Origin of the sequence: Rhizobium tumorigenes (assembly GCF_003240565.2) — a bacterium.
Taxonomy (GTDB): domain Bacteria; phylum Pseudomonadota; class Alphaproteobacteria; order Rhizobiales; family Rhizobiaceae; genus Rhizobium; species Rhizobium tumorigenes.
Genome location: NZ_CP117255.1, coordinates 2,119,744 through 2,144,270, shown reverse-complemented (window position 1 = coordinate 2,144,270; position 24,527 = coordinate 2,119,744). Strand labels below are relative to the sequence as shown.

Genomic DNA, 24,527 nt, shown 5'->3' with positions numbered 1-24,527 from the left:
GAATGAGATTTGCCGCCATCGCCGATATCCACGGAAACTTCCTTGCGCTCGAGGCCGTGCTTGCCGACATCGCAGCATTGGGTGTTTACGATATCGTCAATCTCGGCGACTGCTTCAGCGGGCCGCTGGACGCCGGCAAGGTTGGCGACCTGCTACTGGCGAGGCACATGGTCACCGTGCGTGGTAATCATGATCGCTATCTGATCGACCGTGCCGTATCCGCGATGGAGATCTCCGACAGCGTCGCCTATCGCCAGATGTCGCCGGCCCATCTCGAGTGGATCCGTGCCCTGCCGACGAGCCTCGTCTACAAGGGCGAGGCCTATCTCTGCCATGCGACGCCCGAGGACGACAATCTCTACTGGCTGGAGCAGGTGTCGCCTGATGGCAGGGTTTCCCTGAAGCCGATCGAGGCCATCGAAGCCCTGGCCGCCGATATCCCGCAGCCTCTTATACTTGCCGCCCACAGCCACATTCCGCGCATGGTGCGCCTGCGCGATGGTCGCCTGATCGTCAATCCCGGCAGTGTCGGCTGCCCGGCCTATGACGATGACGCGCCTTATCCGCACAACGTGGAGGCCGGTCATCCGTTGGCGTCCTACGCGATCCTCGAAAAGCTCGGAGCCGGATGGACGGCGACCTTCCGCAACGTTGCCTACGACCACGTGGCCGCTGCAGGGCTCGCGCTCGCCAACGGACGGCCGGATTGGGCGAGCGGCCTTGCCACGGGCTGGCTGAGGTAGCAGTTGGGCCGAAGCCTCAGATTTGCGACAACTCCGAGATGATCGACCTATCGACATCATTGATGTCACGCTTGCCGCAGAGTGCCATGGTGACGTCCATTTCCTTGCGCAGGATGCTGAGAGCCAGCGTTACGCCTTCCTTGCCCATCGCCCCGAGGCCATAGAGGAAGGGGCGGCCGATGTAGGTGCCCTTGGCGCCCAGTGCGACGGCCTTCAGCACGTCCTGGCCAGAGCGGATGCCGCTGTCGAGGTGGACCTCGATCTTGTCGCCGACGGCATCGACGATCCGTGGCAGCATCGAGATCGACGAAGGGGCGCCATCGAGCTGGCGGCCGCCGTGGTTGGAAACGACGATGGCATCTGCGCCGGTGTCCGCCGCAGCCTTGGCATCTTCGACGTCCAGGATGCCCTTGAGGATAAGCTTGCCGCCCCATTGCTTCTTGATCCAGGCGACATCGTCCCAGGAGAGCTTGGGGTCGAACTGTTCGGCCGTCCAGGATGACAGGGAGGAGAGGTCCGATACGTTCTTGGCGTGACCGACGATGTTTCCGAAGGAACGGCGCTTGGTGCCGGCCATGCGCAGGCACCATATCGGCCGCGTCGCCATCTGGTAGATGTGCTTCGGGGTGAATTTCGGCGGTGCGGACAGGCCGTTGCGCAGGTCCTTGTGGCGCTGGCCGAGGATCTGCAGGTCTGCCGTCAGCACCAGCGCCGAACAATTTGCGGCCTTGGCGCGGTTGATCAGGTTCATGACGAAGTCCTTGTCCCGCATCACGTAGAGCTGGAACCAGAAGGGCTTCGTCGTCACCGAAGCGACATCCTCGATCGAGCAGATGCTCATGGTGGACAGGGTGAAGGGCACGCCGAACTCTTCTGCCGCGCGCGCCGCCAGCATCTCTCCGTCTGCATGCTGCATGCCCGTGAGCCCGGTTGGCGCCAGTGCTACCGGCATCGACACCGTCTGACCGACCATGGTGGTCTGCAGCGACCGGTTCGTCATGTCTACGAGCACTCGCTGGCGCAGCTTGATCTTCTGGAAATCGCTCTCATTCGCGTCGTAGGTCGACTGCGTCCAGGCGCCGGAATCTGCATAGTCGAAAAACATCTTGGGAACGCGGCGCTTCGCCAGGGCCTTGAGATCGGCGATCGTGAGCGGTGTGGACATCAAAACTGCCTTCATGGGTAAAAGGTGGCTTCGCCTATGCATATTCCGGCGATTTTGCTGGCAGAATTTCTTCCGCTGCGCTCTCCGGGTCAAGGGCAAATGCGAGCTTTGGTGCCGACATCAGGGTTGTCTTCGGGAAAAGAAGTTTTCGTAGGGGTAGTCCCCGTGAAAGCGGGCAAGGTTTGCCCGCTTTCACGTTTCGCCATGACGGCTCAGAACTCTTCCCAGGAGGCGCTCTCAGCGGCAGCCGATGCGCGTCCGCCAAAGGCATTCGCGACCTTGCGGCCCAGGGCTCGCGCGGGCGAGGGGGCGGGGCGGGATGAGGCGGAGACGCTGCGAACAGCAGGCTTGGCGCTGACAGCCTCGCCGCCGACATTGAAGCGTGCCAGGAGCATGTTCAGCGATGCGGCCTCGCGTGCCAGGCTGTGGCTTGCGGCGGTCGATTGCTCGACCATGGCGGCATTCTGCTGCGTGCCCTGATCCATCGTGTTGACGGCAGTGTTGATCTCCTGAAGCCCGACGGATTGCTCGCGTGCGGACTCGACCATCGCGTGGATATGCCCGTTGATTGCTTGGACCTCGGTGACGATGACTTCGAGCGCCTGGCCGGTCTGGCCGACGAGATTGACGCCGGAGCGCACATGCTCGCCGGAAGTCGTGATCAAGGCCTTGATCTCCTTGGCAGCCTTGGCAGAGCGCTGGGCCAGTTCCCTGACTTCCTGGGCAACGACGGCGAAGCCCTTGCCTGCTTCTCCGGCGCGAGCAGCTTCGACGCCGGCATTGAGGGCAAGAAGGTTGGTCTGGAATGCGATCTCGTCGATCACGCCGATGATGTTGGAGATTTCACCCGACGATCGTTCGATCTCGTTCATGGCGATTACAGCTTCCCGGACTACGGCACCGGATTTTTCAGCTCCTTCGCGTGCTTTCGAGACGAGGTTTCCGACTTCTTCCGCGCGACGGCTCGAATCCTTCACCGTGGTGGTGATTTCTTCGAGGGCTGCTGCTGTTTGCTCGACGGAGGCAGCCTGCTGCTCGGTTCGCTTCGACAGATCGTCTGCAGCGGAGCGGATTTCGTTGGCTCCGGCGTCGATGGCGCGTGCGTTCTGGCCAACGTCCTGCAGCGCTTCCTGCAAGTTCGCAACCGAGCCGTTGAAGTTGGCGCGAAGGCCATCGAGGTGGCTGGCGAATGGCGTGTCGATGCGATAGGCGACATCCCCGCTGGCAAGCTGGTCGAGCCCTGCGCCCAGCTGTTCTACGGCAAACTGCACGTTGGCAGCTTCGTCCGCCTTCTGTGCCTCGCGTGCCATCCGCTCGCGCTCCGACATGCTGCGGTTGGTCTCCGCCTCGGCTTCAAGGCGAAGGCGCTCGATGGCATTGTCGCGGAAAACGGAGACAGCTGCGGCCATCTGGCCGACTTCGTCGCGGCGATCCTGTCCTTCCACCGAAGCCTCGGTATGGCCTTGGGCCAGCGACGTCATCCGGTCACGGAGGCGAATGACTGGCGCGGTGATGCCTTTCGCGGCGACCAAAAGAGCAGCCAGAATACCGAGCGCGAAAGTGATCCCGACAATGGTAAAGGACGTTAGGATTGTATTGTTGGTCTGGTCTGTCAACTCGTCGCTCTTGGTGTTGACCGCCCCGATGATGTCTTCGTTAAGCGCCACAGTATCTACGGTCACGGGTATGACCAAGCCATCGGCCTTGGCCATCAGAGCCTTGGCCTGATCCATCTGGCCCGATTGGCTCGCGAGCACCGACGCGTCCGTTATGGCAACGATTTCTTTGATTCTGCCTATCAGGGCGTCGACTTGTGGCGCGCGATCCGGGAGATTGGTCTTCACGAAGTCCAGCTTTTCGTATAGCATCGACTTGCTGGTCTCGTAGAGCTTTACCGCGGCGCCGAATCCAGGATCCTTCGCGGTGTAGGTGAGGGTCCGATAGGCATTGTAGGCAGTCGCGACTAAATTGCGGTTTGCCCGCGCCATTTCGACGGACGCAAGATTGTCTGTCGAAATGAAATTTGAATAGGCCGTATCGGCCGCCTTGTATCGGCTTGCGAGGAAAACTGTCGCACTGACACCGACGATGCAAAGCGGGACAATCAGCGACAGGATCTTGGTGCGGATGCTGGCGTTCTTAAGAATTGACATTGGTCCTCGGAGGAATGGGCTGGCGACGAATAGACCGCAAGCATCGCCACCGGAAGGTGATACCTACCATGCTGGACGAAACTGGGAATTCGGAAATCCGGCGAAGTGATGGTGAAATGACAAACGGCAGGTGCCATCATGGCCGCCGAGGGATCTTTTGCCAGCCCGATCAATAGGTCAGCTTGCTTTAAATAGGGTAAATTCTCATTTGCTTTATAAGATGTTTTTTTTGATCAGCGACGCGCTCAGAGCGCTGACTTCACCGCCGTGCCGGCCACGTAGGTCTCGGCAATGGCCCTGTCGTCACCCATGGTCTGGAGGAGGAACAGTTCCTCGACCAGGCTTTTCACCACTTCCATCTTCAGGGCCATTGCTGGGGTTGCGGCGGCATCGAGGACCACGAGGTCGGCGTCGCTGCCGGGTTCCAGCGTGCCGATGCGGTCGGTGAGCGACAGCGCCTCGGCGTTTCCGAGCGTCATGTGATAGTAGCTCTCCAGCGGGTTCAGCCGTTCGCCGAGCAACTGCTGGATCTTGTAGGCCTCGTCCATGGTGCGCAGCATGGAGTAACTCGATCCGCCTCCGATATCCGTGGCAACACCGATGCGAACCGGCTTTTCACGACGTGCCAGCGCCTTCAGCGGAAACAGGCCGGAGCCAAGGAAGAGGTTGGACGTCGGGCAATGCACGGCGATGGCGCCGGCCTCGCTCATGGCGTCCGCCTCGCGCTCCGAGAGATGGATGCAGTGACCGAACAGCGTCTTGTGGCCTAGGAGGCCGTAACGGGCGTAGATGTCGGTATAGTCGAGCGCCTCGGGGTATAGCTCGCCGGTGAACTTGATCTCGTCGTGGTTTTCCGACAGGTGCGTCTGAATGTGCAGATCGGGAAATTCGCGGGCAAGGGTGCCGGCGGCTTCCATCTGCTGTGGTGTCGAGGTGATGGCGAAGCGCGGGGTGATGGCGACGTGGTTGCGACCCTTGCCGTGCCACTCCGCGATGACGGCGCGGGTCTCGTCGTAGCCGAGCTGTGCGGTATCGAGCAGGCCCTGAGGGGCGTTACGGTCCATCATCACCTTGCCGCCGACCATGCGCATGTTGCGCCGAAGCGCCTCGCGGAAGAAGGCATCGGCTGAGGTCTTGTGGACCGAGCAATAGGCGACAGCCGTGGTCGTGCCGTGGCGGATCAGTTCATCGTAGAAATGCGTCGCGATCCGTTCGGCATGGGCGCCTTCGACAAAGCGGCATTCCTCGGGAAATGTGTAGGTGTTCAGCCATTCCAGCAGATTGGCGGCATAGGAGGCGATGACCTGCATTTGCGGAAAATGCAGGTGGGTGTCGATGAAGCCCGGCATGATCAGGTGCGGCCGGTGGTCGATTTCTACCACGTCCACCGGAGCCTGCGCCTTGATCTCGGCATAGGGGCCGCTGGCGACGATAAGGCCATCTGCCAGCAGCAGGCCGCCGTCGGTGTCATAGACGTAGCTGCCGGTGTCGGAGAGGTCATGCGGCGCGCGGGTGAAGGAGAGCAGCCGGCCGCGCAGAAGGGTGGAGGTCATTGCGTCTTGCCTTGATTGACGGAGCTTTCGAACCAGGCGACCAACACCTTGCGTTCCTCGGCTGTCACGTCGGTCACGTTTCCGGGCGGCATGGCGTGGCTGCGGCCGGCTTGGATGTAGATTTCGCGGGCATGCATGGCGATCTCGCTATCGGTCTCGAACATCACGCCCTTCGGCGCCCGCACGATGCCCTCGTAGGCGGGCTCTGCGGCATGGCACATGGAACAGCGGGTCGAAACGATTGCCTTTGCTGCCCCGAAATGCGGATCGGCGGCAAACTGCTGGAAGGCCGGCGCAACAACAGCCGCATCCTTCTCTCCGGAGAGAATTTTCGGCGCGGTCGACAGCCACATGATGACGATGAACAGGATGACGGTGACGAGCCACGTCCAGGTCGGGCGCCCCTTGCGGGCATGGGTGGTGTTGAACCAGTGGCGGATGGTGACGCCCATCAGGAACACCAGGGCTGCGATGATCCAGTTGTAGGCGGTACCGAAAGCCAGCGGGTAGTGGTTCGACAGCATGAAGAAGATGACCGGCAGGGTCAGGTAGTTGTTGTGCAACGAGCGCTGCTTGGCGATGACGCCGTATTTCGCATCCGGCGTGCGGCCGGCGATGAGATCGGCGACGACGACGCGCTGGTTGGGCATGATGATGAAGAAGACATTGGCCGACATGATCGTCGCCGTGAAGGCGCCGAGATGCAGGAAGGCGGCGCGTCCGGTGAACAGGTGCGTATAGCCCCAGGCCATGAACACCAGCACGACGTAGAGCAACCCCATGAGCACCCAGGTGTTGCGGCCGAGCGGCGATTTACAGAGCTGGTCGTAGACGATCCAGCCGACGGCGAGCGACGCAAGCGAGATCAGAATGGCGACGGGCGCGCTGACATCGAGCACATGCCGGTCGATCAGAAAGAGGTCTGCGCCTCCGTAATAGACGATCGCCAGCATGAGGAAGCCGGAGAGCCAGGTGAAATAACTCTCGTATTTGAACCAGGTGAGATGTTCCGGCATGCTGGCCGGCGCCACCAGGTATTTCTGCACGTGATAGAAGCCGCCGCCGTGCACCTGCCACTCCTCGCCATAGGCACCGGCAGGCAGATTGGCGTGCTTCACGAGGCCGAGATCCAGCGCGATGAAATAGAAGGACGAACCGATCCAGGCGATGGCGGTGATGACGTGAAACCAGCGGGCCGCAAAGGCCAGCCATTCCCACGCGATGGCGTATTCGTACATATTCGTCCCCTGTCGCAGTCGCCTCACATTGGAAAATTTTCAGCGCGGAGGGAAGGGGACGACGGCGAATACCATGCTGTTTGTTGCGCCTGCGAACACGCGGCGGGAGGATGTGACGGTTCGGTTACAGTTGCCGGTGCGATGCGTGCGGGGAGATTGCCGATGGCGCATGCATTTCATGCGGTCGGGCCGTGAATCGCGGTCATCAGCCAGTTGCGGAAGGTTCTGATTTTAGGGGTGTTGCGCCGGCCTTCGGGATAGGCCAGCCAGTAGTCGTGGCCCTCGTCGCAAACGAGTGGAAAGGGCTGCAGCAGCCGTCCGGAGGTCAGATCGTCCCGGTAGAATTCGGGTGTCAGGATAGCCACCCCCTGGCCTGCAATTGCGGCGCTCGCCTCGAACGACTGCGCGCCAAGCCTGCTGCGGGGCCGGCTTTCCAGGTCCGTGTTTTCTACGCCTGCCGCCTTGAACCAGATAACCCACCAGGGATCGCCGGCATCGATGATCCTGAGCTTCAGAAGGTCTTCCGGCGCATGGATCCCGCCAATGTCCGCAGCAAGGCGTGGGCTGAGCATCGGCGTAAAATCGACCTTGATGAGCCGGTTGGCAGCAAGACCCTGCCAATTTCCGCCACCGCTTCGGATTGCAACATCCGCAGTCTCGCGGCTGAAATCGATGAGGTCATCCGAGGTCTTAAGCCGAACGGCGATCGTCGGATGAAGAATTTGAAACGAGCCCAGATTGCGGGCGAGCCATTGCGACGCAAATGTCGGTGTCGAGTGAATGATCAGCGTCTCCTCGGCAGCCTCCCTCACGGAGGCCATCGCCTCGTTCAATATCCCGAAGGCCTCGGTCACCTTTGGCAGCAGCCTTAGCCCGGTTTCGGTGAGGCTGATCTGCCGTGGTCTGCGCAGGAACAGGGCCTCGCCGATATTCTCCTCGAGTAGCTTGATCTGGTAGCTGACGGCCGTCTGCGTCATGCCGATCTCTTCGCCCGCCTTCGTGAAGCTGCCCAGCCGCGCCACCGCTTCGAATACGCGCAGCGCATTGAGGGGAAACTGCCTCGATAACTTCATGGATCAGCTCTCTTTATGCAGGCAGACGGTTGTTCGATTGGAACTGCAGCATTTGCGGCGGCAGACTGCAATCCCTGAGATCGATTAAACAAAGGTGAAGTCATGGCCTGCAATGCAGTCTCGCCGCTTGGAATGGCAAGACGGAGGATATCAATTCGTGGAAAATTGCTGCACTTTTTTACCAGACTGTTGCCTGCTGGCGGGAAGCTAGACCTCGATGCCACGCCGGACCGCGTCAAGCGCGATCTCGGTTTCCTCGACGGTCGCGATCCGCGCTATCAGGACCCATGGCTGCGGTAAGAGGCCAGGGCGGTCAGGATTTCGGCTGCGGTCATGGCGGCGATGACTTCGGGCCGCTTGTCCTTGACGGTGGCGCCGCCAATGGGTAGCGTCAGGCGTCCGAGCAAGGACTTGTCGCCGCCTTCGCGCGCCAGCCAACGGGCAAACGTGGCGCGCTTGGTGGCCGATCCGATCATGCCGACATAGGCGAGATCGTTTCGTGCCAGAGCCTCCCGGGCGATCAGGAAATCGAGCGCATGGTCATGCGTGAGGATCAGCACCACGCTGCCGGGTGGAAGCTCCGCAACCAGCGCCTCCGGCATGGCGAGCAGCCGTGTCGCGGTGCCATCAGGCAACTCATCCAGTTCTTCCCTGCGGGTCTCGACGACGAGGGTTGCGACCGGCAGCGGTCTCAGCGCCGCCGTCAGCGCTCGCCCGACATGGCCGGCGCCGAACAGCGTCACCTGCGGGAAGGCTTCAGCCTCGCTATCCAGCCGCCTGTGGAGGTCCGCGAGGGTCTCTGCACTGGCGAGACGGCAGCGCAACTGCGTCCGGCCACCGCAGCACTGACCGATCTCAGGGCCGAGCGGAATATCCATCACCTCGATGCCACCGCCGCCGAGCATCGCCCGCGCATTGGCAATCGCCAGAAACTCAAACTGCCCACCACCGATGGTGCCCCAGATGTCGTGTTGCGAAACCAGCATGAACGTGCCCGTCTCTCGCGGAACAGAGCCTTGCGTACCGGTGATCTCAATGAGGACGGCAGCGGGATTTTGCGCGAGGAAGGTGGCAAGTGAGGGGATCATGGCATGGCCTCCGGATAGACGGAGAGCATCAAGGAAGTCCCCCCGGTCTCCCTCATTCCTGTGCGGATCACAGCAATCCAGTGCGCCCAAGTCATTGGGCGCGAAAGATCTCCTGTTGCTACTGGAAGCGTGCCCTCAAGGCGCAGACACGCCGTGGCTGGAGTCCTGTTGCCGGCACAGGAATGAGGGGAGGTGATGATTTGCCGAGGGTTTTTCGGTGTGGCTTGGGTGTCCCGGCACCATAGTTGCGGTCCGGGGCGGGATATCGGCAAGTCCTTCGTCCTCATAGGCCTTTCAGCCGCTCTACGGCCATCAGCACCCGCTCGGGCGTAGCGGGAGCGTCGAGTCTGGGGCAGAGGCGGTAGTCGGCGACGCTGGCGATGGCCATGGAGAGGGCTTCGAGCACGGAAACGCCGAGCACGAAGGGGGGTTCGCCGACGGCTTTTGAGCGGCCGATGGTCGGCTCGGCATTTTCCGACCATTCGGCGAGCTTGACGTTGAAGATTTTCGGCCGGTCGGAGGCGAGCGGGATCTTGTAGGTCGAGGGTGCGTGGGTGCGCAGGCGGCCCTTGGCGTCCCACCATAACTCCTCCGTTGTCAGCCAGCCCATGCCCTGCACGAAGGCGCCTTCGATCTGGCCGATGTCGATGGCCGGGTTCAGCGACCTGCCGACATCGTGGAGGATATCGGTGCGGTCGATCAGATATTCGCCGGTCAGCGTGTCGATGGAGACTTCCGAGCACGCGGCGCCGTAGGAGAAATAGTAGAACGGCGTGCCACGGCCAGCCTTGCGGTCCCAGTGGATTTTCGGGGTCTTGTAGAAGCCGGCCGCGGAGAGCTGGACGCGGGCGAAATAGGCCTGGTTGATGAGATCGGGGAAGGGGATCTCGATCTCGCCCACACGAACCCGGTTCGGCAGGAATATGACGTCGGCCGGCTCGACATTCCACTTGGCGGCAGCGAAGGCGACCAGCCGCTCCTTGATCTGCCGGGCGGCGTCATAGGCTGCCATGCCGTTGAGGTCGGAACCGGAGGAGGCGGCCGTGGCCGAGGTGTTCGGCACCTTGGCCGTGGTCGTCGCGGTGATCTTCACTCGCTCGATATCGACCTGGAAGGCCTCGGCCAGCACCTGGGCGACCTTGGTGTAGAGGCCCTGGCCCATCTCGGTGCCGCCGTGGTTCAGGTGGATCGAGCCATCCTGATAGACATGCACGAGTGCGCCGGCCTGATTGAAGGCAGTCATCGTGAACGAGATGCCGAACTTGACAGGCGTCAGCGCGATGCCCTTGCGGATGTAACGGCTGCTGCGGTTGAATTCGATGATCGCCTTGCGACGGGCCCGGTAGTCGGCGGAGGTCTCGAGTTCGTCGACGAGACGGCCGATGATGTTGTCCTCGACCTCCTGGTGATAGGGGGTCAGCGTCCGGCCGGAGCCCGGCTGACCGTAGAAATTCAGCTTGCGGATATCCAGTGGATCCTTGCCAACAGCATAGGCGATCTCCTCGATGACGCGCTCGGCGCCGACGATGCCCTGCGGACCGCCGAAGCCGCGAAAGGCGGTGTTCGAGACGGTGTGGGTCTTCAGCGGCTTCGAGACCAGATGGACGTGCGGATAGAAATAGCTGGAATCGGCGTGGAAAAGCGCACGGTCGGTGACCGGGCCGGACAGATCGGAGGAGAAGCCGCAGCGAGCGGCAAAGGTGGCGTCGAGTGCGTGGATGCGGCCGTCGTCGTCGAAGCCGACTTCGTAATCGACGAGGAAATCGTGGCGCTTGCCGGTGGCGATCATGTCCTCGTCGCGGTCTGGGCGGAACTTGACGGCGCGGTTGAGTTTTTTCGCGGCGATGGCGGCGAGCGCTGCAAACTGGTTACCTTGGGTCTCCTTGCCGCCGAAGCCACCGCCCATCCGGCGGACGTTGACGGTCACGGCGTTGGACGGGATGTTGAGGACGTGGCCGACGATATGCTGGATTTCGCTCGGATGCTGGGTCGACGACCAGACGGTCACCTCGTCGTCCTCGCCGGGGATAGCCATGGCAATATGGCTTTCGAGATAGAAATGCTCCTGGCCACCGATCCGCATCTGGCCCTTCAGCCGCTGCGGTGCCTTTGCCATCTCGGTCTCGGGTTCACCGCGCTTGAGGGTCATAGGCTCGTAGACGACGGGGCCGCCGTTGGCCAGCGCGCCATCGATGTCGCTCCAGTGCGGCAGGTCGCGATAGTCGATCTTGGCCAGCCGCGCGGCACGGCGCGCAATCTCCCGCGTCGTCGCGATGACGGCGAAGATCGGCTGACCGTGGAATTCGACCTTTGTTTCGGCGAGCAGCGGCTCGTCGTGCTTGCCGTTCGAACTGACGTCGTTAATCCCAGGCACGTCGGCGCCGGTCATCACCCAGATCACGCCGGGGACGGCGGCTACGGCGGAAAGGTCAATGCCCTCGATCTCCGCATGGGCCCGGTCGGAAAGCCCCAGCGCGCCATGCAGGAGGTTGGCGGGCTCCGGGATGTCGTCGATGTAGTCGGCAGCGCCGGTGACATGCTTGTGCGCCGAATCGTGCTTCAGCGACGCGTGCATGGCGCCGTTGATAATCTTCCGCTTCTCGAAGGTGGATTTGTCCATCACGCCATCTCCTCGAAGCGCCTGAGTTCCTGAGGTTCGCCAGTGGTCTCCAGATAAAAGCGCAGCAGCAGGTTCTTGGCCGTCAGCTGCCGGTATTCGGCGGTGGCACGCCAGTCGGTGAGCGGCTGGAAGTCTGCATCGAAGGCGTGACGCGCCGCCGCGACGGTGGCCTCGGTCCAGGGCTTGCCGATGAGTTCCGCTTCCACGGTGCGGGCCCGCTTCGGGGTGCCGGCCATGCCGCCGAAGGTGATGCGGATGTCGTGGACGTCGTTGTTAGCGTCCAGCGTCAGATAGAAGGCACCGAGAACGGCAGTGATGTCCTCGTCGCGGCGCTTGGTGATCTTGTAGACCGCAAACTGCGCATCGTCGGCCGGGTAGGGCACGAAGATGCTTTCGACGAACTCGTCCGGGTGCCTGTCCTGCTTGCCGTAGGCGATGAAGAAGTCTTCCAGCCGCAGCTGGCGGGTGCCGGACGCCGAGCGCAGCTTGACGGTGGCGCCGAGAGCGATCAGCGGCGGCGGGCTGTCGCCGATCGGCGAGCCGTTGGCGATGTTGCCGCCGATGGTTCCCATGTTGCGCACCTGGTCGCCGCCGATCCGGTCGATCAGCCGTCCGAGTGTCGGCACGCGGGCGGCGATCGTCTCGAAGGCGCGCGTATAGGTGACGCCGGCGCCGATGGTAAAGCCGCCGTCACCCGATGTGATCGACTGCATTTCAGTGAGGTGGTTGATGAAGACGACCGGGTTCAGCACCCGCATCTGCTTGGTGACCCAAAGGCCGACATCGGTGGAGCCGGCAACGACGGTGGCATCCGGCTCCTGTGCCAGGATGCGGGCGAGATCGTCCAGGGAGCCGGGGACGATCACACGCTCATCGCCCGAAGATACGGTGATCGTCTCGCGGCTCTGGAGCGCCCAGAGCCGTGCCATGATATCGGCGCGGGTCTTTTGCAAAGGATCGAACAGCGCGCTCGGGCGCAGCAGGCTCACCTGTTCGGCCGCCTTGACGATCGGCTCGTAGCCGGTGCAACGACAGAGATTACCCTGCAAGGCCTTCTCGATGGCGGCGCGACTTGGCTTTTCGTTGGCAAGCCAGAGGCCGTAGAGTGACATTACGAAGCCGGGTGTGCAGAAACCGCATTGCGAGCCGTGGCAGTCGACCATCGCCTGCTGCACGGGATGGAGCGTGCCATCCTTTGCTGCCAGATGCTCGATGGTGACGACATGGGTGCCGTGAAGCGAGCCGACGAAGCGGATGCAGGCGTTGACCGATTCGTAATGCAGGCCGCCGTCGATCAGCCTCCCGACCAGCACGGTACAGGCACCGCAGTCACCCTCGGCGCATCCTTCCTTGGTGCCGGTCATGTGCCTGCCGATGCGCAGGAAATCCAGCAGGGTCTCCGTCGGCCGCAGGCTCGACAGGGCGATGTCTTCGCCATTCAGGATGAACCGGATCGTGTCGTTCATGGAGCCTCTTGCCGTTTGTCATAAACTTTCAACCTGCCATGGTTAGGCTGCAGTCCATCCTCCGTCAATCGAGACGTGCGTTCCGGTGACCTGGCGCGCCTCGTCGCTGGCCAGATAGAGCGTCAAAGCAGCGATCTCCTCTGCTTTGACGAACTCGCGCGTCGGCTGTGCCCTGAGCAGCACTTCGGTCTTCACCTGCTCCTCCGTCATGCCGCGCGCCTTTGCGGTATCGGGGATCTGGCGCTCTACCAGCGGTGTGAGCACGTAACCGGGACAGATGGCATTCACCGTCACGCCGAATTCGGCAAGCTCCAGCGCCGCCGTCTTGGTGAGGCCGAGAATGCCGTGCTTGGCGGCGACATAGGCGCTTTTGAAGGGCGAGGCGACGAGGGCGTGGGCCGATGCGATGTTGATAATCCGGCCGTAGCGCTCAGCTTTCATGAAGGGAATTGCCGCACGCATGGTGTGGAAGGCGCTGGAGAGGTTGATGGCGATGATCCGGTCCCATTGGTCGAGCGGAAACTCCTCGATCGGGGCGACATGCTGGATGCCGGCATTGTTGACCAGCACGTCGACCCCGCCAAAGGCTGCGGCAGCGGTGGCGATCAGGTCGGCGATTTCGGCATGCTTCGTCATATCGGCCGGATGGTACAGGACACTGCCGCCGCACGCCTCGAGGCTGGCGCGGATGGCCTCGATCTCGTCAGCTTCGCCGAAGCCGTTGATGACGATATTGTCGCCCCTGCCGGCAAAGGCGCTGGCGATGGCAAGGCCTATGCCGCTGGTGGAGCCGGTGACGACGACTGTTCTGGCCATGCTCTGCTCTCTGTCCGCGCGATGCTACTTTAATTTGAGGTTAGTCCCAAAGTTCTGCAACTGACAATCTGCCGCCGGCGGCAATAATTTTACCATTTGCTTTCTGTTCAGACGGGCGGGCCTGTCCTATTGGTGTCGTCTCGGGAGAAGGACGGACATCATATGAGCGGCTACATTCTGGCAATCGACCAGGGAACAACCTCGACGCGGGCGATCATCTTCGATGACAAGATGAAGGTGGCAGGCGTCGGCCAGATGGAGTTCCCGCAGATCTATCCGCAATCCGGCTGGGTCGAGCACGATCCGGAGGATATCTGGCAGAGCGTGCTTTCGACCGTGCGCGATGCCATCGCCGCTGCGGGCATCGAGGCCGGCCAGATCGCCGCGATCGGCATCACCAACCAGCGCGAGACGGTCGTGGTCTGGGAGCGCGATACCGGCAAGCCGATCCAGAACGCAATCGTCTGGCAGGACCGGCGGACTGCAGCCTACTGCGAAAAGCTGAAACGCCAGGACCTCGAAAAGCTGTTTACGAAGCGCACCGGCCTGCTGCTCGATCCCTATTTTTCCGGCACGAAGCTGTCCTGGGTGCTGGCCAACGTCAAGGGTGCCCGCGCTCGCGCTGCCAAGGGCGAATTGTGCTTCGGAACGATCGATACGTTCCTGATCTGGCGGCTGACCGGCGGCAAGAGCTTCGTTACCGATGCCACCAATGCGTCGCGGACGCTGATGTACGATATCGCTGACAACGCCTGGGACGAGGAACTGCTCGAGATCCTGCGGGTGCCGGCTGCGATGCTGCCTGAGGTCAAGGATTGTGCTGCCGATTTCGGTGTCACCGACCCCGACATCTTCGGCGCCGCTATCCCCATTCTCGGCGTCGCCGGCGACCAGCATGCGGCCATGATCGGCCAGGCCTGCTTCGAGCCCGGCATGATGAAGTCGACCTATGGCACCGGTTGCTTCGCGCTGCTGAACACCGGCACTGACAGGGTGCGCTCGAAGAACCGGCTGCTTACCACCATCGCCTACCGTCTCGACGGCAGGACGACCTATGCGCTCGAAGGCTCGATCTTCATCGCCGGTGCTGCGGTCCAGTGGTTGCGCGACGGCATGGGGCTGATCGGCTCTGCGTCGGAATCGGGCGAGCTTGCGGCTCGGGCCGACGCTGCGCAGGAGATCTATATGGTACCGGCCTTTACCGGGCTCGGGGCGCCGCACTGGGATGCCCATGCGCGCGGTGCCATTTTCGGGCTGACGCGCAACACCGGCCCGGCGGAATTCGCCCATGCGGCGCTGGAAGCGGTCTGCTACCAGACCCGCGACCTGCTCGACGCCATGCACAAGGACTGGAAGAAGCGCGCGGACGAGACGGTGCTGAGGGTCGATGGCGGCATGGTCGCTTCCGACTGGACCATGCAGCGGCTGGCCGATCTGCTCGATGCGCCGGTAGATCGCCCAACGATTCTCGAGACGACGGCTCTCGGGGCCGCCTGGCTTGCCGGCAGCCGCGCTGGCGTTTGGCCACAGCGCGAGGCCTTCGCCAAGGCCTGGGTCGTCGACCGGCAATTCGTGCCCGAGATGGAGGAGGCGATGCGCGCGGTAAAGCTCAAGGGCTGGAAGGATGCTGTTCGTCGGACCCTGAGCGGCGGGTAGTCAGACCGGAATCTCCAGTCCCGCAGGATCTGAAAAAACCGAATCGGATGAATCGCTTGCGACATTCGGCGGGAAGGCCGATTCAACTGCTTCATTCAGCGCTTGAGCCAGGCATCCAGACCGTTGGCGGCGGCGCGGCCGGTAGCAAAGCACGCCGTCAGCAGGTAGCCGCCGGTGGGTGCCTCCCAGTCGATCATCTCGCCGGCGACGAAGGTGCCGGGTCGGGCCTTCAGCATGTGGTCCTCGTCCATGGCAGCCCAGGCGATGCCGCCGGCAGAGGAGATAGCCTCGGCTATCGGCCTCGGCCGGAGAACCGGGATCGGCAGCGCCTTGATCCAGCCGGGGAGACGGTCCGGATCGGCAAGATCGGCGGCGGGCACGAATTCCCGCAGCAGCGCGGTCTTGACGCCCTCGATGCCCGCTGCCTTGCGCAGGCGATTGGAGAGACTGGCTTTCGCGCCCTGGCGGGCCAGGTCCTTTGCCAGCCGGTTTGCATTTCGCCCCGGTGCAAGGTCGATCGTGAGGCTGGCGCTGCCGGTTCTCTCGAGGCGGTCGCGAAGGGCTGCGGCATGGGCGTAGACGAGGCTGCCCTCTATGCCATGCTGGCCGATGACGAATTCGCCCGGAAACGTGCCGGCGTCCGAGGTGGCCGTCACGGATTTCAGCGGTGCGCCGGCAAAGCGAGTGACGATATCCTCGCTCCATTCGACATCGAAGCCGCAGTTTGCCGGGCGGAACGGCGCGATCTCGACACCTGCACCTGCGAGCGCTGTCGTCCAGTGGCCGTCCGAACCGAGCATTGGCCAACTGGCTCCGCCGAATGCCAGCAAGGTCGCATCTGAGGGTAGCGTGCGTTTGCCCTCCGGCGTCTCGAAAACATGGCCGTTATCGGCAAAGCCGATCCAGCGATGTCGCGCAAGGATGGTGACGCCTTCGGCCTGCAGGCGCTTCAGCCAGGCGCGCAGTAGGGGCGAGGCTTTCATGGCGCGGGGAAAGACACGGCCGGAGGAGCCGACGAAGGTTTCGATGCCCAGATCTGCCGCCCATCGCCGCACCGCATCCGGGCCAAAGGCGTCGAGGGCAGGGCGAAGCCTGGGATTGGAGCCGCCGAAGCGACTGGCAAACGCGGCGTGGTCTTCCGAATGGGTAATGTTGAGGCCTGACTTTCCGGCCAGCAGGAATTTGCGCGCGACACTCGGCATGCTGTCATAGACGGTAACGGCGTGGCCGGAACTGGCCAGCACCTCAGCGGCCATGAGACCTGCGGGGCCGGCGCCAATAATGGCAATCTGTTTTCTGGTCATCGTCTCACCGATCGGATTTCTGCCTCTTCTCGCGCGTGACGGGGAAAGGTGCAAGCACTGCGTCCAGGCATGCAGCCATTGGCGCGATCCCGGACTTGTCCTAGACTTGCGCTGCTGCATATGTCCAGGCAATCACCGAGGAGGAATGTCCCATGAGCGAAGAAGATACGGTCCGCGAAGCCGATGTCGTCCGCCACGAGTTGTCGCTGACGCGGGTCATTGCAGCGACGCCCGACAAGCTGTTCCGGGCATGGACGGAGCCGGAACTGCTGAAGCAATGGTTTGCCCCGCTGCCGTTCACGACAACGACCGCCGAGCTCGATCCGCGTCCGGGCGGCACCAGCTTCATCGTGATGCTCGGGCCGGATGGCGTGGAGTATCCCAACCGCGGCGTCTACCTGGATGTCGTCGAAAACCGCAAGCTGGTCTTCACCGACGCCTTCACCAGCGCCTGGATACCCTCCGCCAAGCCGTTCATGACCGCCATCGTCACGTTTGAGGACATCGGCAACGGCCAGACGCGCTACACCGCTCGGGCGCTGCACTGGAGCGCGGAAGATCGCGAGACCCACGAGAACATGGGTTTTCACGAGGGCTGGGGCCAGTGCGCCGACCAGCTTGCGTCGCTGGTGGCGACGCTCTGAGCGCTGGATAGGCCGCAAATGACGGGCTCACAGGGAAAAAGGCATTGACGGACGAGTGAGGAGGCGCGAAAGCCAGCATTCCATCCGTTTGGCCCGACAGGGCCGCTAGAGCCGGAATCCTGTTTCGATGATCATTTCAAGCGACGACGAATTCACCAAGATGAAGGACATCGGCCGCATCTGCGCCAATGCGCTTAAGGTGATGGCGGCCGCTCTCGAGCCGGGGATCACGACGCTGGAGCTCGATGCTATCGGCCGCAAGGCGCTTGAAGACGCCGGTGCACGGTCGGCGCCCGAGACCGTCTATCGCTTTCCCGGCGCGACATGCATCAGCGTAAACGAGGAAGTGGCGCACGGAATTCCCGGCCCGCGCGTCATTGCGGCCGGCGATCTCGTCAATCTGGATGTGTCGGCTGAAAAGGACGGGTTCTTTTCCGATACGGGCGCATCCTTCACGGTGCCGCCGGTCAAGCCGAAGATCGAGCGTCTCTGCCGCGATGGCAAGCGGGCGCTGTGGGTCGGCCTCAACCAGGTGCGCAGCGACGTGCCTTTCCTGCAGATCGGCAAGGCCGTCGGCGCCTTTGCTGCCAAGCACCGCTATACGCTGATCGCCAATCTGGCGAGCCACGGCATCGGCCGTTCGCTGCACGAGGAGCCGGCCGAGGTGTCGACCTGGGCCGATCCGAGCGAGACGCGGATCATGCAGGACGGGCTGGTCTTCACCGTCGAGCCTTTCCTGTCGCTCGGCGCCAGTTGGGCCGAGGGCGGCGACGATGCCTGGACCCTCTACAGCGATCCGCGCGCGCCTACCGTACAGTTCGAACACACCGTCATCGCCACCCGCAACGGGCCGGTGATCTTGACGCTGGCGGACGAATAAGGCGCCTGCCCGATCGGCATGAGCGTCGGAAACGCGGGCATGGGAAGCCAGCTGCAACTTCCCGGTGGTGCGTGGCGCCGATGCGCTCAGCAATCGGGTGATATCCTGGGAACAAGCCGTTACAAATGTGTAAGAAAGCGGGAAGAGCGTTGCCGCTGCTTTGGAACTGCCTTAGGTTCCCGCAAAATCAGCATCGGCTGATGCTTCCCATCTTCCCGTTCAGGAAAGCGATCTCTGTGTTTCATTCCTTCTTTCCGCAGCCCAAGGTGTTCTTCACCTCCCTCATCGTCTGGACGCTGGTTGCGATCTTTGGCTGGTACCTCGGTGCCGCGCATCTCGGTGTGACGTTAGGCTTCGGACCCGTTCCGGAAGATCAGCAGCCGATCGACCTGTCGTTCTTCCTGCTGCGCGAGAATCTCTGGTTCTACGGATACTTCTTCCTGTCGGGCATCATCTTCTGCGGTTTCTGGCATCTGAAGGCGATCAATCACCCATGGAAGCTGTGGTCCGTCTGGGGCTCCGCGCTGATCATCTTCGTTACCTATTTCGGTGTCCAGATCAGCGTCGTCGTCAATAACTGGCGCCGGCCGTTCGGCGACCTGCTGCAGAATGCGTTGTCCAAGAAACCCGGCATATCGGTCGAGAATTTCTACGACCTGATGATCGTGTTCGCGCAGATCGCCTTTCTCAGCATGTTCGTCTCGATCGTCACCGACTTCTTCACCAGCCACTACATTTTCCGCTGGCGCACGGCGATGAACAATTTCTATGCGTCGAAGTGGGAAAAGTTGCGTCACATCGAAGGTGCATCGCAGCGTGTTCAGGAAGACACGATGCGTTTTTCGAGCACGCTCGAAGGGCTCGGCATCACGCTCATCAATTCCGTCATGACGCTGGTGGTGTTCCTGCCTATCCTGCTCGCATTGTCGAACTACGTCACCGATCTGCCGTTCATCGGCAAGGTGCCAAATTCGCTATTCTGGCTGGCCTTGTTCTGGTCTGTCTTCGGGACCGTGCTGCTGGCTGTCGCCGGCATCAAGCTGCCTGGATTGAACTTCCGCAACCAGCGCGTCGAGGCAGCCTATCGCAAGGAACTCGTCTACGGCGAGGACCATGCGGATCGCGCCCAGCCGGCAACGCTAACGGAGCTGTTCGGAAACGTCCGGCGCAATTATTACCGGATGTATTTCCACTACCTGTACTTCAACGTCGCCCGCTATTTCTATGTCCAGGCGGACGCGCTGTTCGTGGTCTTCATGCTCGTGCCGACGATTGTCGCCGGTACCATCACCTACGGCATCTTCCAGCAGATCTCGACAGCGTTTGGACAGGTCAGCAACTCCTTCCAGTATCTCGTCAACTCCTGGACGACGATCATCGAGCTGCTATCGATCCACAAGCGCCTCAAGTCCTTCGAGGCAGCCATCGACGACGAGCCCCTGCCAGCCATCGACCGGCACTATCTTGAGCGCCAGGGGCTGAACGAGAACCCGGAAACTTAGGACATCCAGCGACAATACCAGAGGGCTGGCCGGGAAAGTCGGCCCTCAACTGAAATGTCGAATGATTTGGTATCGCAAATATCTGCCGGTACAGTCTGATTTTGCGGTTGAGTGTTGCGAGAGTGATAGTCTCTAATTTTTAAGATATTGATTTTGCTCCGAATATTAGCGATTTCTTGACCGCTTGGCCACAATGCGCCGGTAAGAGATATGTGACGCTGCACCTTGCGGACTACCTACTGATGCTCAGCAGGCTCGCAATATGGCGTATCCGCCATCGTCGCAGCAATTCCGAGAAATCCTTTGTCTGCGACAGCCAGAAAGATCCCCTTCGCCGCTTCGCTGTCACTATCGCGCCGGAATGACTCGTGTGCCTGGATCAGGGCAACTGTCCACGTGGCCAAGATCAGGCTAGCGGCCAGATGCGCATCGGGATCACCTTCAGGTCGGCCTGCCGTCAGAGCGAGTGCTGCAGTAAGAGATTGCGCTACTTCGTCGCGAATGGCCCGTGCCCGGGATTTGAGTGCCTCGCTTGCCGCGACAGTCTCCACGAAAAGACGGCTCCCGTCGAAAAAACGAATATAGGGACGATTCTCCGCGACAAGCCGATGTGCCAAAAGGCGTATTGATTCAAGCGGGGCAATCGTGGGATCGCGCGCAACAAGAGCTTCAAGAAGCATATCCCGAGCCTCCTGATCTTGATCAAAAAACATGTCTTCCTTGCGTGGAAAGTGGTTGAAAACAGTCATTCGACCGACATCGGCTGCTTCGGCGATTTCGTCCACCGTCACCCGATCAAACCCCCGCTCGAAAAACAAACGCGTGGCGACGTCCGAGATGGTCTGGCGTGTGACGAGCCGCTTGCGGGTGCGTCGGTCCGGAAATGTCGCCATAAGCAATTGCCTTTAATTGTACTGAGTATATATATGATTTCAGTATAGCCGATGGCCGAAGGAATGGCACTATGAAAGAGCAGCAATCCAACGTCGAGAGATCTTCCGTGCTATCCTGTCCTACAGTGCTGATTTCCGGCGCAAGTTTTGCCGGGCTTGCCACGGCCTATTGGATGAACAAGCTCGGCTACCATGTCACGGTCGTTGAGATCGCCGACGGACTGAGAAAGGGCGGCACCCCGGTAGACATCAAGGAACAGACTATCGACATCCTCAGACGCATGGGTCTCCTGGACGCCGTCCGAGCGCGCAGCTTGCCGCCGCGCCGCACCGAGTTCAAGGACGCCAACGGCGTGACGAAGGCCCTGCTACCAGCCCAAGCCGTCAGCAGGGGCGGCCCTGACGAACAATATGAGGTCGATCGGGATGTTCTACTCGACATTTTCTTTGAAGCCGTTGCCAATAAAGTCGACATTTTTTTCGCACGATCGATCACCCGCCTGGAAGAGCAGCAAGACTGTGTGGTTGCGTGGTTCTCCGATGGCTCCTCCCAGGCGTTTAGCCTTATTTTAGGCTGTGACGGCATGCGATCCAATACGCGGCGTCTGGCGTTTGGCAATGATGAGGAGCACGTGTATTTCCTCGAGACATATGCCTTTCTCAAGGTGGTACAGAAAGCCTTGATCGAGCCAGATGTGACGGAAATTTACACTGTTCCGGGCAGAATGGCCATGCTGAACGGCTATGAAGGCAGGACCGACATCGCCCTTGGCTTTCATTCCGAGCAAGAACTGACGTACGATCACCTTGATAAGGCGCAGCAGATCCAGTTGATCCTTGACCGGTTCGATGGGATCGGGTGGCGGGTACCGGAACTGCTCGGGGAAGTCGATGCGGCGGGCGATTTCTACTTCGATAAAATTTGTCAGATACGTATGCCGTCGTGGTCGAAGGGCCGAGTTGCTCTTGTGGGAGATGCCGGATACTGCCCTTCGCCGTTTGCCGGAATGGGCGGGTCGATGGCGATCATTGGGGCTGCAGCGATTTCAGACGCTCTACAACGCCATGGCGACGATTTCGCCGCCGCCTTTCGGGACTACGACACAAACCTTCGCCCTTTCGTCGAAAAGATTCAGAACGAGGCAGTAAGCTTCGGGAAGACGATGTTCGCCCCGGAGACGGAAGCGGCTGTTGACGAGCCAGCTGCCCGGTGACGGAGTTAAAGCCCGGACGACGTCTTGCCCCGTGCCGCGATCATTGGCAGGGCTTCGGAATAGCTGACGCAGGCGACGTCCGGTTTGTGGCAGACGTCGCCGACGAAGCGGTCGAGGGCACGCCAGTAGGCGCCGGCGTTCATCTCGACGAAATGGAAGCCGAGTTGAAGGGGGATGCGGTCGCCGTCATATTGCGTCTTGAACGCGGCTTCGTAGGCGTCCAGGCTGCGATCCTCATAGGCTTTCGAATTGGCGGGGTCCTCGACGCCTTTCGAGTGGTGGACATAGAGATTGTAGTCCATGCCGATCACCAGATGATGGTCCGGGCCCTCCGGGATGAGGGGTAGTCCGAAACGCGGCAGGCCATTTTCGGTCTTCGGCAGCATGGGTCCACGGGTGACGAGGCTGGCGTCGTAGACGAAGCCCATTTCTTTCTCGGCGGCAACAAGGCCATCGCTGGTGGAGAGATAGGGTGCGCGAAATCCCTTGACGTCGTGGGTGGCGAAGTCCTGCCAGCCCTCAGGTTCGTTGGCCGGGGCGCCGGAATTCTTCCAGGCATCGCGCAGTGCTACCTGTGCTGCCTTGAATTCCTGCAGCCAGTCGGCCTTGCTGAAATCTTTGCCGTCGAAATGGCCGCAGGCATGGCTGGAAATGTCGGCGCCTTCCTGGTGGGCACCCCAGATGTTGGCGATGCGGGTGCGGATTTCCTCGTCGCTATGGGCGAAGCCGACATTCGACTTGCCGGGCCTGTGCCCTGGTCCCCGATAGGCCTTGGCCTGATCGCGGTTCATCAGGAAGGTGCAAGAGAGGAAATAGGTGAAATGAGCGCCATTGCGCCGAGCCATGTCTCGGCTCTTCGTCCAGAGCGCGTTGTCATGGGCACCGTCGAAGGAAATCAGCACGATCTGCTTCGGTTTCTCGTCGGCATTGCTCACGGCCGGCAGCAGCAAGGAAAGGGCGAGGGCGGAGGCGGAGGCGGGGATGAAACGCAAAAGAAGCACCGTGTCAATTTGCTCGACGGAGGCCATTGGATGAGGAATGCGGCGAAGCTTTGATGCTGCTTTCAATTTTCAACCCGAGGCGATAGGGATGATTGTCTTGATTCAAAGGATTTCCCCATGGCTTTGCTTGTCGTCAGCATCATACTTTTTCTCGGCGTTCACCTGATCCAGGCGCTGGCGCCGGGGTTCCGGCTGTCGATGATCGCGCGCCTCGGGCGTCCAGCTTGGATCGTCCTGCAGTCTGTCGCCAGCCTCCTGACGCTGGTGTTGCTGATCTACGCCTTCAGCATCGCGCGCTACGAGACGACGGTGCTGTATTCGCCACCGGCCTGGGCGTCGCACATCACTTTGACGTTGATGCTGATCGCCAGCATCTGTCTCGTGGCCGGCCTGCTGCCGGCCGGCCATATCGCCGCCAAGACGAAGCATCCGACGGTGCTGGCGGTAAAGATCTGGGCGCTCGCCCATCTTCTGGCAAACGGCGACAGCGCCGGTGTGCTGTTGTTTGTGTCCTTCCTCGCCTGGGGTGTCGTCGTGCGGATCTCGTTGAAGCGCCGGGCGCGGGCCGGCGAAATCACCCCACGCCCGTTCGTGTCAGCGAAATACGATGCGGCGGCGGTCGTCCTCGGCATCGCGCTCTGGGGCGCCATCATCTGGAAGCTGCATGAGTGGCTTATCGGCGTTTCGCCGCTGGCAATGATGTGATTTCTGCGGTTCCCCCTTACAACGGGCGCAAAATCGGGTAGAAGGCGCGTTCATGCGCTGCATCCTGCCGCCGCGCTTCCTTTTATGCATGCAAGTTTTGGCCGGAGCCGGAGACGAGAATGGCATTCAACGACGACAGCTTCATCCGCGAAGTCAACGAGGAACTGCGCTCCGACCGGATGCAGTTCGTCTGGCGCCGTTTCGGCCGCCTGATCATCGGCTTCGCAGTGCTGGTCGTTATCGGAACGGCCGGCTATGTCGGCTATCGCTACTGGGCAACCCATCAGGCCGGCGACAACGGCGACAAGTTCCTCGCGGCACTGGCGTTGGCCGACCAGAACAAGACAGACGATGCACTGGCAGCCCTCGCTGCCATCGAAAAAGACGGCAAGGGCGCCTATCCGCTGCTCGCCAGCATGCGTGCCGCCTCGCTGCAGGCGCAGAAGGGCGACACATCAGGTGCCGTGGCCGCGTTCACGGCGATCAGCAAGCAGTCCGGCGTTCCCTCCGTTATCGCCGACGCCGCCCGCCTGCGCGCCGCCTTCCTGCTGGTCGATACCGGGACTTATCAACAGGTCTCCGCGCTCGCCGAGGAGATGGCCGTGCCGGCTAGTGCCTTCCGCCATTCTGCCCGCGAAGTCCTCGGTCTTTCCGCCTACAAGGCCGGCGATTTCGCCAAGGCCCGGCAGTGGTTCCAGGCCATCGTCAGCGACCAGCAGTCACCCCGCAATATTGCCAATCGTGCCCAGATGATGCTTGATAATATCGAAGCTTCGGGCAAAGCCCCGCAGACCCAGGGCTAAAGGAACACCA

At 61.6% G+C, this 24,527-nt stretch carries 21 protein-coding genes; 9 read left to right on the top strand and 12 right to left on the bottom strand.

The features are described from left to right. Window positions 1–2: 2 nt before the first annotated feature. Entirely contained in the window at window positions 3–743 is a 741-nt protein-coding gene (locus tag PR017_RS10555) for a metallophosphoesterase family protein (RefSeq protein WP_111222612.1), read from the top strand. Between the two features lie 16 nt (window positions 744–759). Here PR017_RS10555 and PR017_RS10550 read toward each other — a convergent pair whose 3' ends face one another. The 5 genes from PR017_RS10550 to PR017_RS10530 form a co-directional block, all read right to left on the bottom strand. Further along, entirely contained in the window at window positions 760–1,908 is a 1,149-nt protein-coding gene (locus tag PR017_RS10550) for an alpha-hydroxy acid oxidase (RefSeq protein WP_111222997.1), read from the bottom strand. A 212-nt stretch (window positions 1,909–2,120) separates the two neighbouring features. Continuing rightward, window positions 2,121–4,061, bottom strand: coding sequence for a methyl-accepting chemotaxis protein (locus PR017_RS10545; RefSeq protein WP_111222613.1), 1,941 nt, complete (start codon window positions 4,059–4,061; stop codon window positions 2,121–2,123). Between the two features lie 245 nt (window positions 4,062–4,306). Next, on the bottom strand, window positions 4,307–5,614 hold the full coding sequence (guaD, locus tag PR017_RS10540) for a guanine deaminase (protein WP_111222614.1): 1,308 nt from the start codon (window positions 5,612–5,614) through the stop codon (window positions 4,307–4,309). Beyond that, complete coding sequence (locus PR017_RS10535; protein ID WP_111222615.1) at window positions 5,611–6,852, bottom strand: urate hydroxylase PuuD; 1,242 nt, start codon at window positions 6,850–6,852, stop codon at window positions 5,611–5,613. The genes guaD and PR017_RS10535 overlap by 4 nt, the downstream gene beginning before the upstream one ends. A 176-nt stretch (window positions 6,853–7,028) precedes the next feature. After that, window positions 7,029–7,925 (bottom strand): LysR substrate-binding domain-containing protein, encoded by an 897-nt coding sequence (locus tag PR017_RS10530; RefSeq protein ID WP_111222616.1) that lies wholly within the window; start codon window positions 7,923–7,925, stop codon window positions 7,029–7,031. Between the two features lie 102 nt (window positions 7,926–8,027). Between PR017_RS10530 and PR017_RS10525 the strand changes: the two genes are divergently transcribed. Next, entirely contained in the window at window positions 8,028–8,225 is a 198-nt protein-coding gene (locus PR017_RS10525; protein ID WP_111222617.1) for a hypothetical protein, read from the top strand. On the opposite strand, the gene xdhC is transcribed toward PR017_RS10525, so the two are convergent. The 4 genes from xdhC to PR017_RS10505 form a co-directional block, all read right to left on the bottom strand. Continuing rightward, the gene (gene xdhC, locus PR017_RS10520) at window positions 8,204–9,010 is read right to left on the bottom strand and encodes a xanthine dehydrogenase accessory protein XdhC (protein ID WP_425070028.1); all 807 of its coding nucleotides are present in this window, start codon (window positions 9,008–9,010) and stop codon (window positions 8,204–8,206) included. The genes PR017_RS10525 and xdhC overlap by 22 nt on opposite strands. A gap of 286 nt (window positions 9,011–9,296) precedes the next feature. After that, window positions 9,297–11,633, bottom strand: a complete 2,337-nt coding sequence (gene xdhB, locus PR017_RS10515) for a xanthine dehydrogenase molybdopterin binding subunit (protein ID WP_111222619.1) — start codon at window positions 11,631–11,633, stop codon at window positions 9,297–9,299. Beyond that, entirely contained in the window at window positions 11,633–13,099 is a 1,467-nt protein-coding gene (gene xdhA / locus PR017_RS10510) for a xanthine dehydrogenase small subunit (RefSeq protein WP_111222620.1), read from the bottom strand. The genes xdhB and xdhA overlap by 1 nt, the downstream gene beginning before the upstream one ends. A gap of 42 nt (window positions 13,100–13,141) precedes the next feature. Next, window positions 13,142–13,915 (bottom strand): 3-hydroxybutyrate dehydrogenase, encoded by a 774-nt coding sequence (locus tag PR017_RS10505; RefSeq protein WP_111222621.1) that lies wholly within the window; start codon window positions 13,913–13,915, stop codon window positions 13,142–13,144. A gap of 162 nt (window positions 13,916–14,077) precedes the next feature. On the opposite strand from PR017_RS10505, the gene glpK reads away from it, so the two are divergent. After that, window positions 14,078–15,571, top strand: coding sequence for a glycerol kinase GlpK (gene glpK / locus PR017_RS10500; protein ID WP_111222622.1), 1,494 nt, complete (start codon window positions 14,078–14,080; stop codon window positions 15,569–15,571). Window positions 15,572–15,666: 95 nt separating this feature from the next. On the opposite strand, the gene PR017_RS10495 is transcribed toward glpK, so the two are convergent. Beyond that, window positions 15,667–16,875 carry a TIGR03862 family flavoprotein gene (locus PR017_RS10495; RefSeq protein WP_111222623.1) on the bottom strand — a complete coding sequence of 403 codons (1,209 nt, stop codon included), beginning with the start codon at window positions 16,873–16,875 and terminating at the stop codon, window positions 15,667–15,669. Window positions 16,876–17,027: 152 nt separating this feature from the next. Here PR017_RS10495 and PR017_RS10490 point away from each other — a divergent pair, with 152 nt between their 5' ends. The 3 genes from PR017_RS10490 to sbmA all read left to right on the top strand — a co-directional run bounded on the left by PR017_RS10490 (window position 17,028) and on the right by sbmA (window position 19,901). Next, the gene (locus PR017_RS10490) at window positions 17,028–17,519 is read left to right on the top strand and encodes an SRPBCC family protein (RefSeq protein WP_111222624.1); all 492 of its coding nucleotides are present in this window, start codon (window positions 17,028–17,030) and stop codon (window positions 17,517–17,519) included. Between the two features lie 127 nt (window positions 17,520–17,646). After that, window positions 17,647–18,399, top strand: coding sequence for a type I methionyl aminopeptidase (gene map, locus PR017_RS10485; protein ID WP_111222625.1), 753 nt, complete (start codon window positions 17,647–17,649; stop codon window positions 18,397–18,399). Between the two features lie 236 nt (window positions 18,400–18,635). Then, a complete protein-coding gene (gene sbmA / locus PR017_RS10480; RefSeq protein WP_111222998.1) occupies window positions 18,636–19,901 on the top strand; it encodes a peptide antibiotic transporter SbmA in 1,266 nt (421 codons plus the stop codon). Window positions 19,902–20,137: 236 nt separating this feature from the next. On the opposite strand, the gene PR017_RS10475 is transcribed toward sbmA, so the two are convergent. After that, window positions 20,138–20,794, bottom strand: a complete 657-nt coding sequence (locus PR017_RS10475) for a TetR/AcrR family transcriptional regulator (protein WP_111222626.1) — start codon at window positions 20,792–20,794, stop codon at window positions 20,138–20,140. 71 nt (window positions 20,795–20,865) lie between these two features. Between PR017_RS10475 and PR017_RS10470 the strand changes: the two genes are divergently transcribed. Continuing rightward, entirely contained in the window at window positions 20,866–22,008 is a 1,143-nt protein-coding gene (locus PR017_RS10470) for an FAD-dependent monooxygenase (RefSeq protein ID WP_111222627.1), read from the top strand. A 5-nt stretch (window positions 22,009–22,013) separates the two neighbouring features. Here the strand turns inward: PR017_RS10470 and PR017_RS10465 are convergent, their stop codons facing one another. Continuing rightward, complete coding sequence (locus PR017_RS10465; RefSeq protein ID WP_111222628.1) at window positions 22,014–23,036, bottom strand: polysaccharide deacetylase family protein; 1,023 nt, start codon at window positions 23,034–23,036, stop codon at window positions 22,014–22,016. A gap of 90 nt (window positions 23,037–23,126) precedes the next feature. Between PR017_RS10465 and PR017_RS10460 the strand changes: the two genes are divergently transcribed. Beyond that, entirely contained in the window at window positions 23,127–23,714 is a 588-nt protein-coding gene (locus tag PR017_RS10460) for an NnrU family protein (protein WP_111222629.1), read from the top strand. Between the two features lie 119 nt (window positions 23,715–23,833). Next, complete coding sequence (locus PR017_RS10455; protein ID WP_111222630.1) at window positions 23,834–24,517, top strand: tetratricopeptide repeat protein; 684 nt, start codon at window positions 23,834–23,836, stop codon at window positions 24,515–24,517. The last annotated feature ends 10 nt before the right edge of the window (window positions 24,518–24,527 follow it).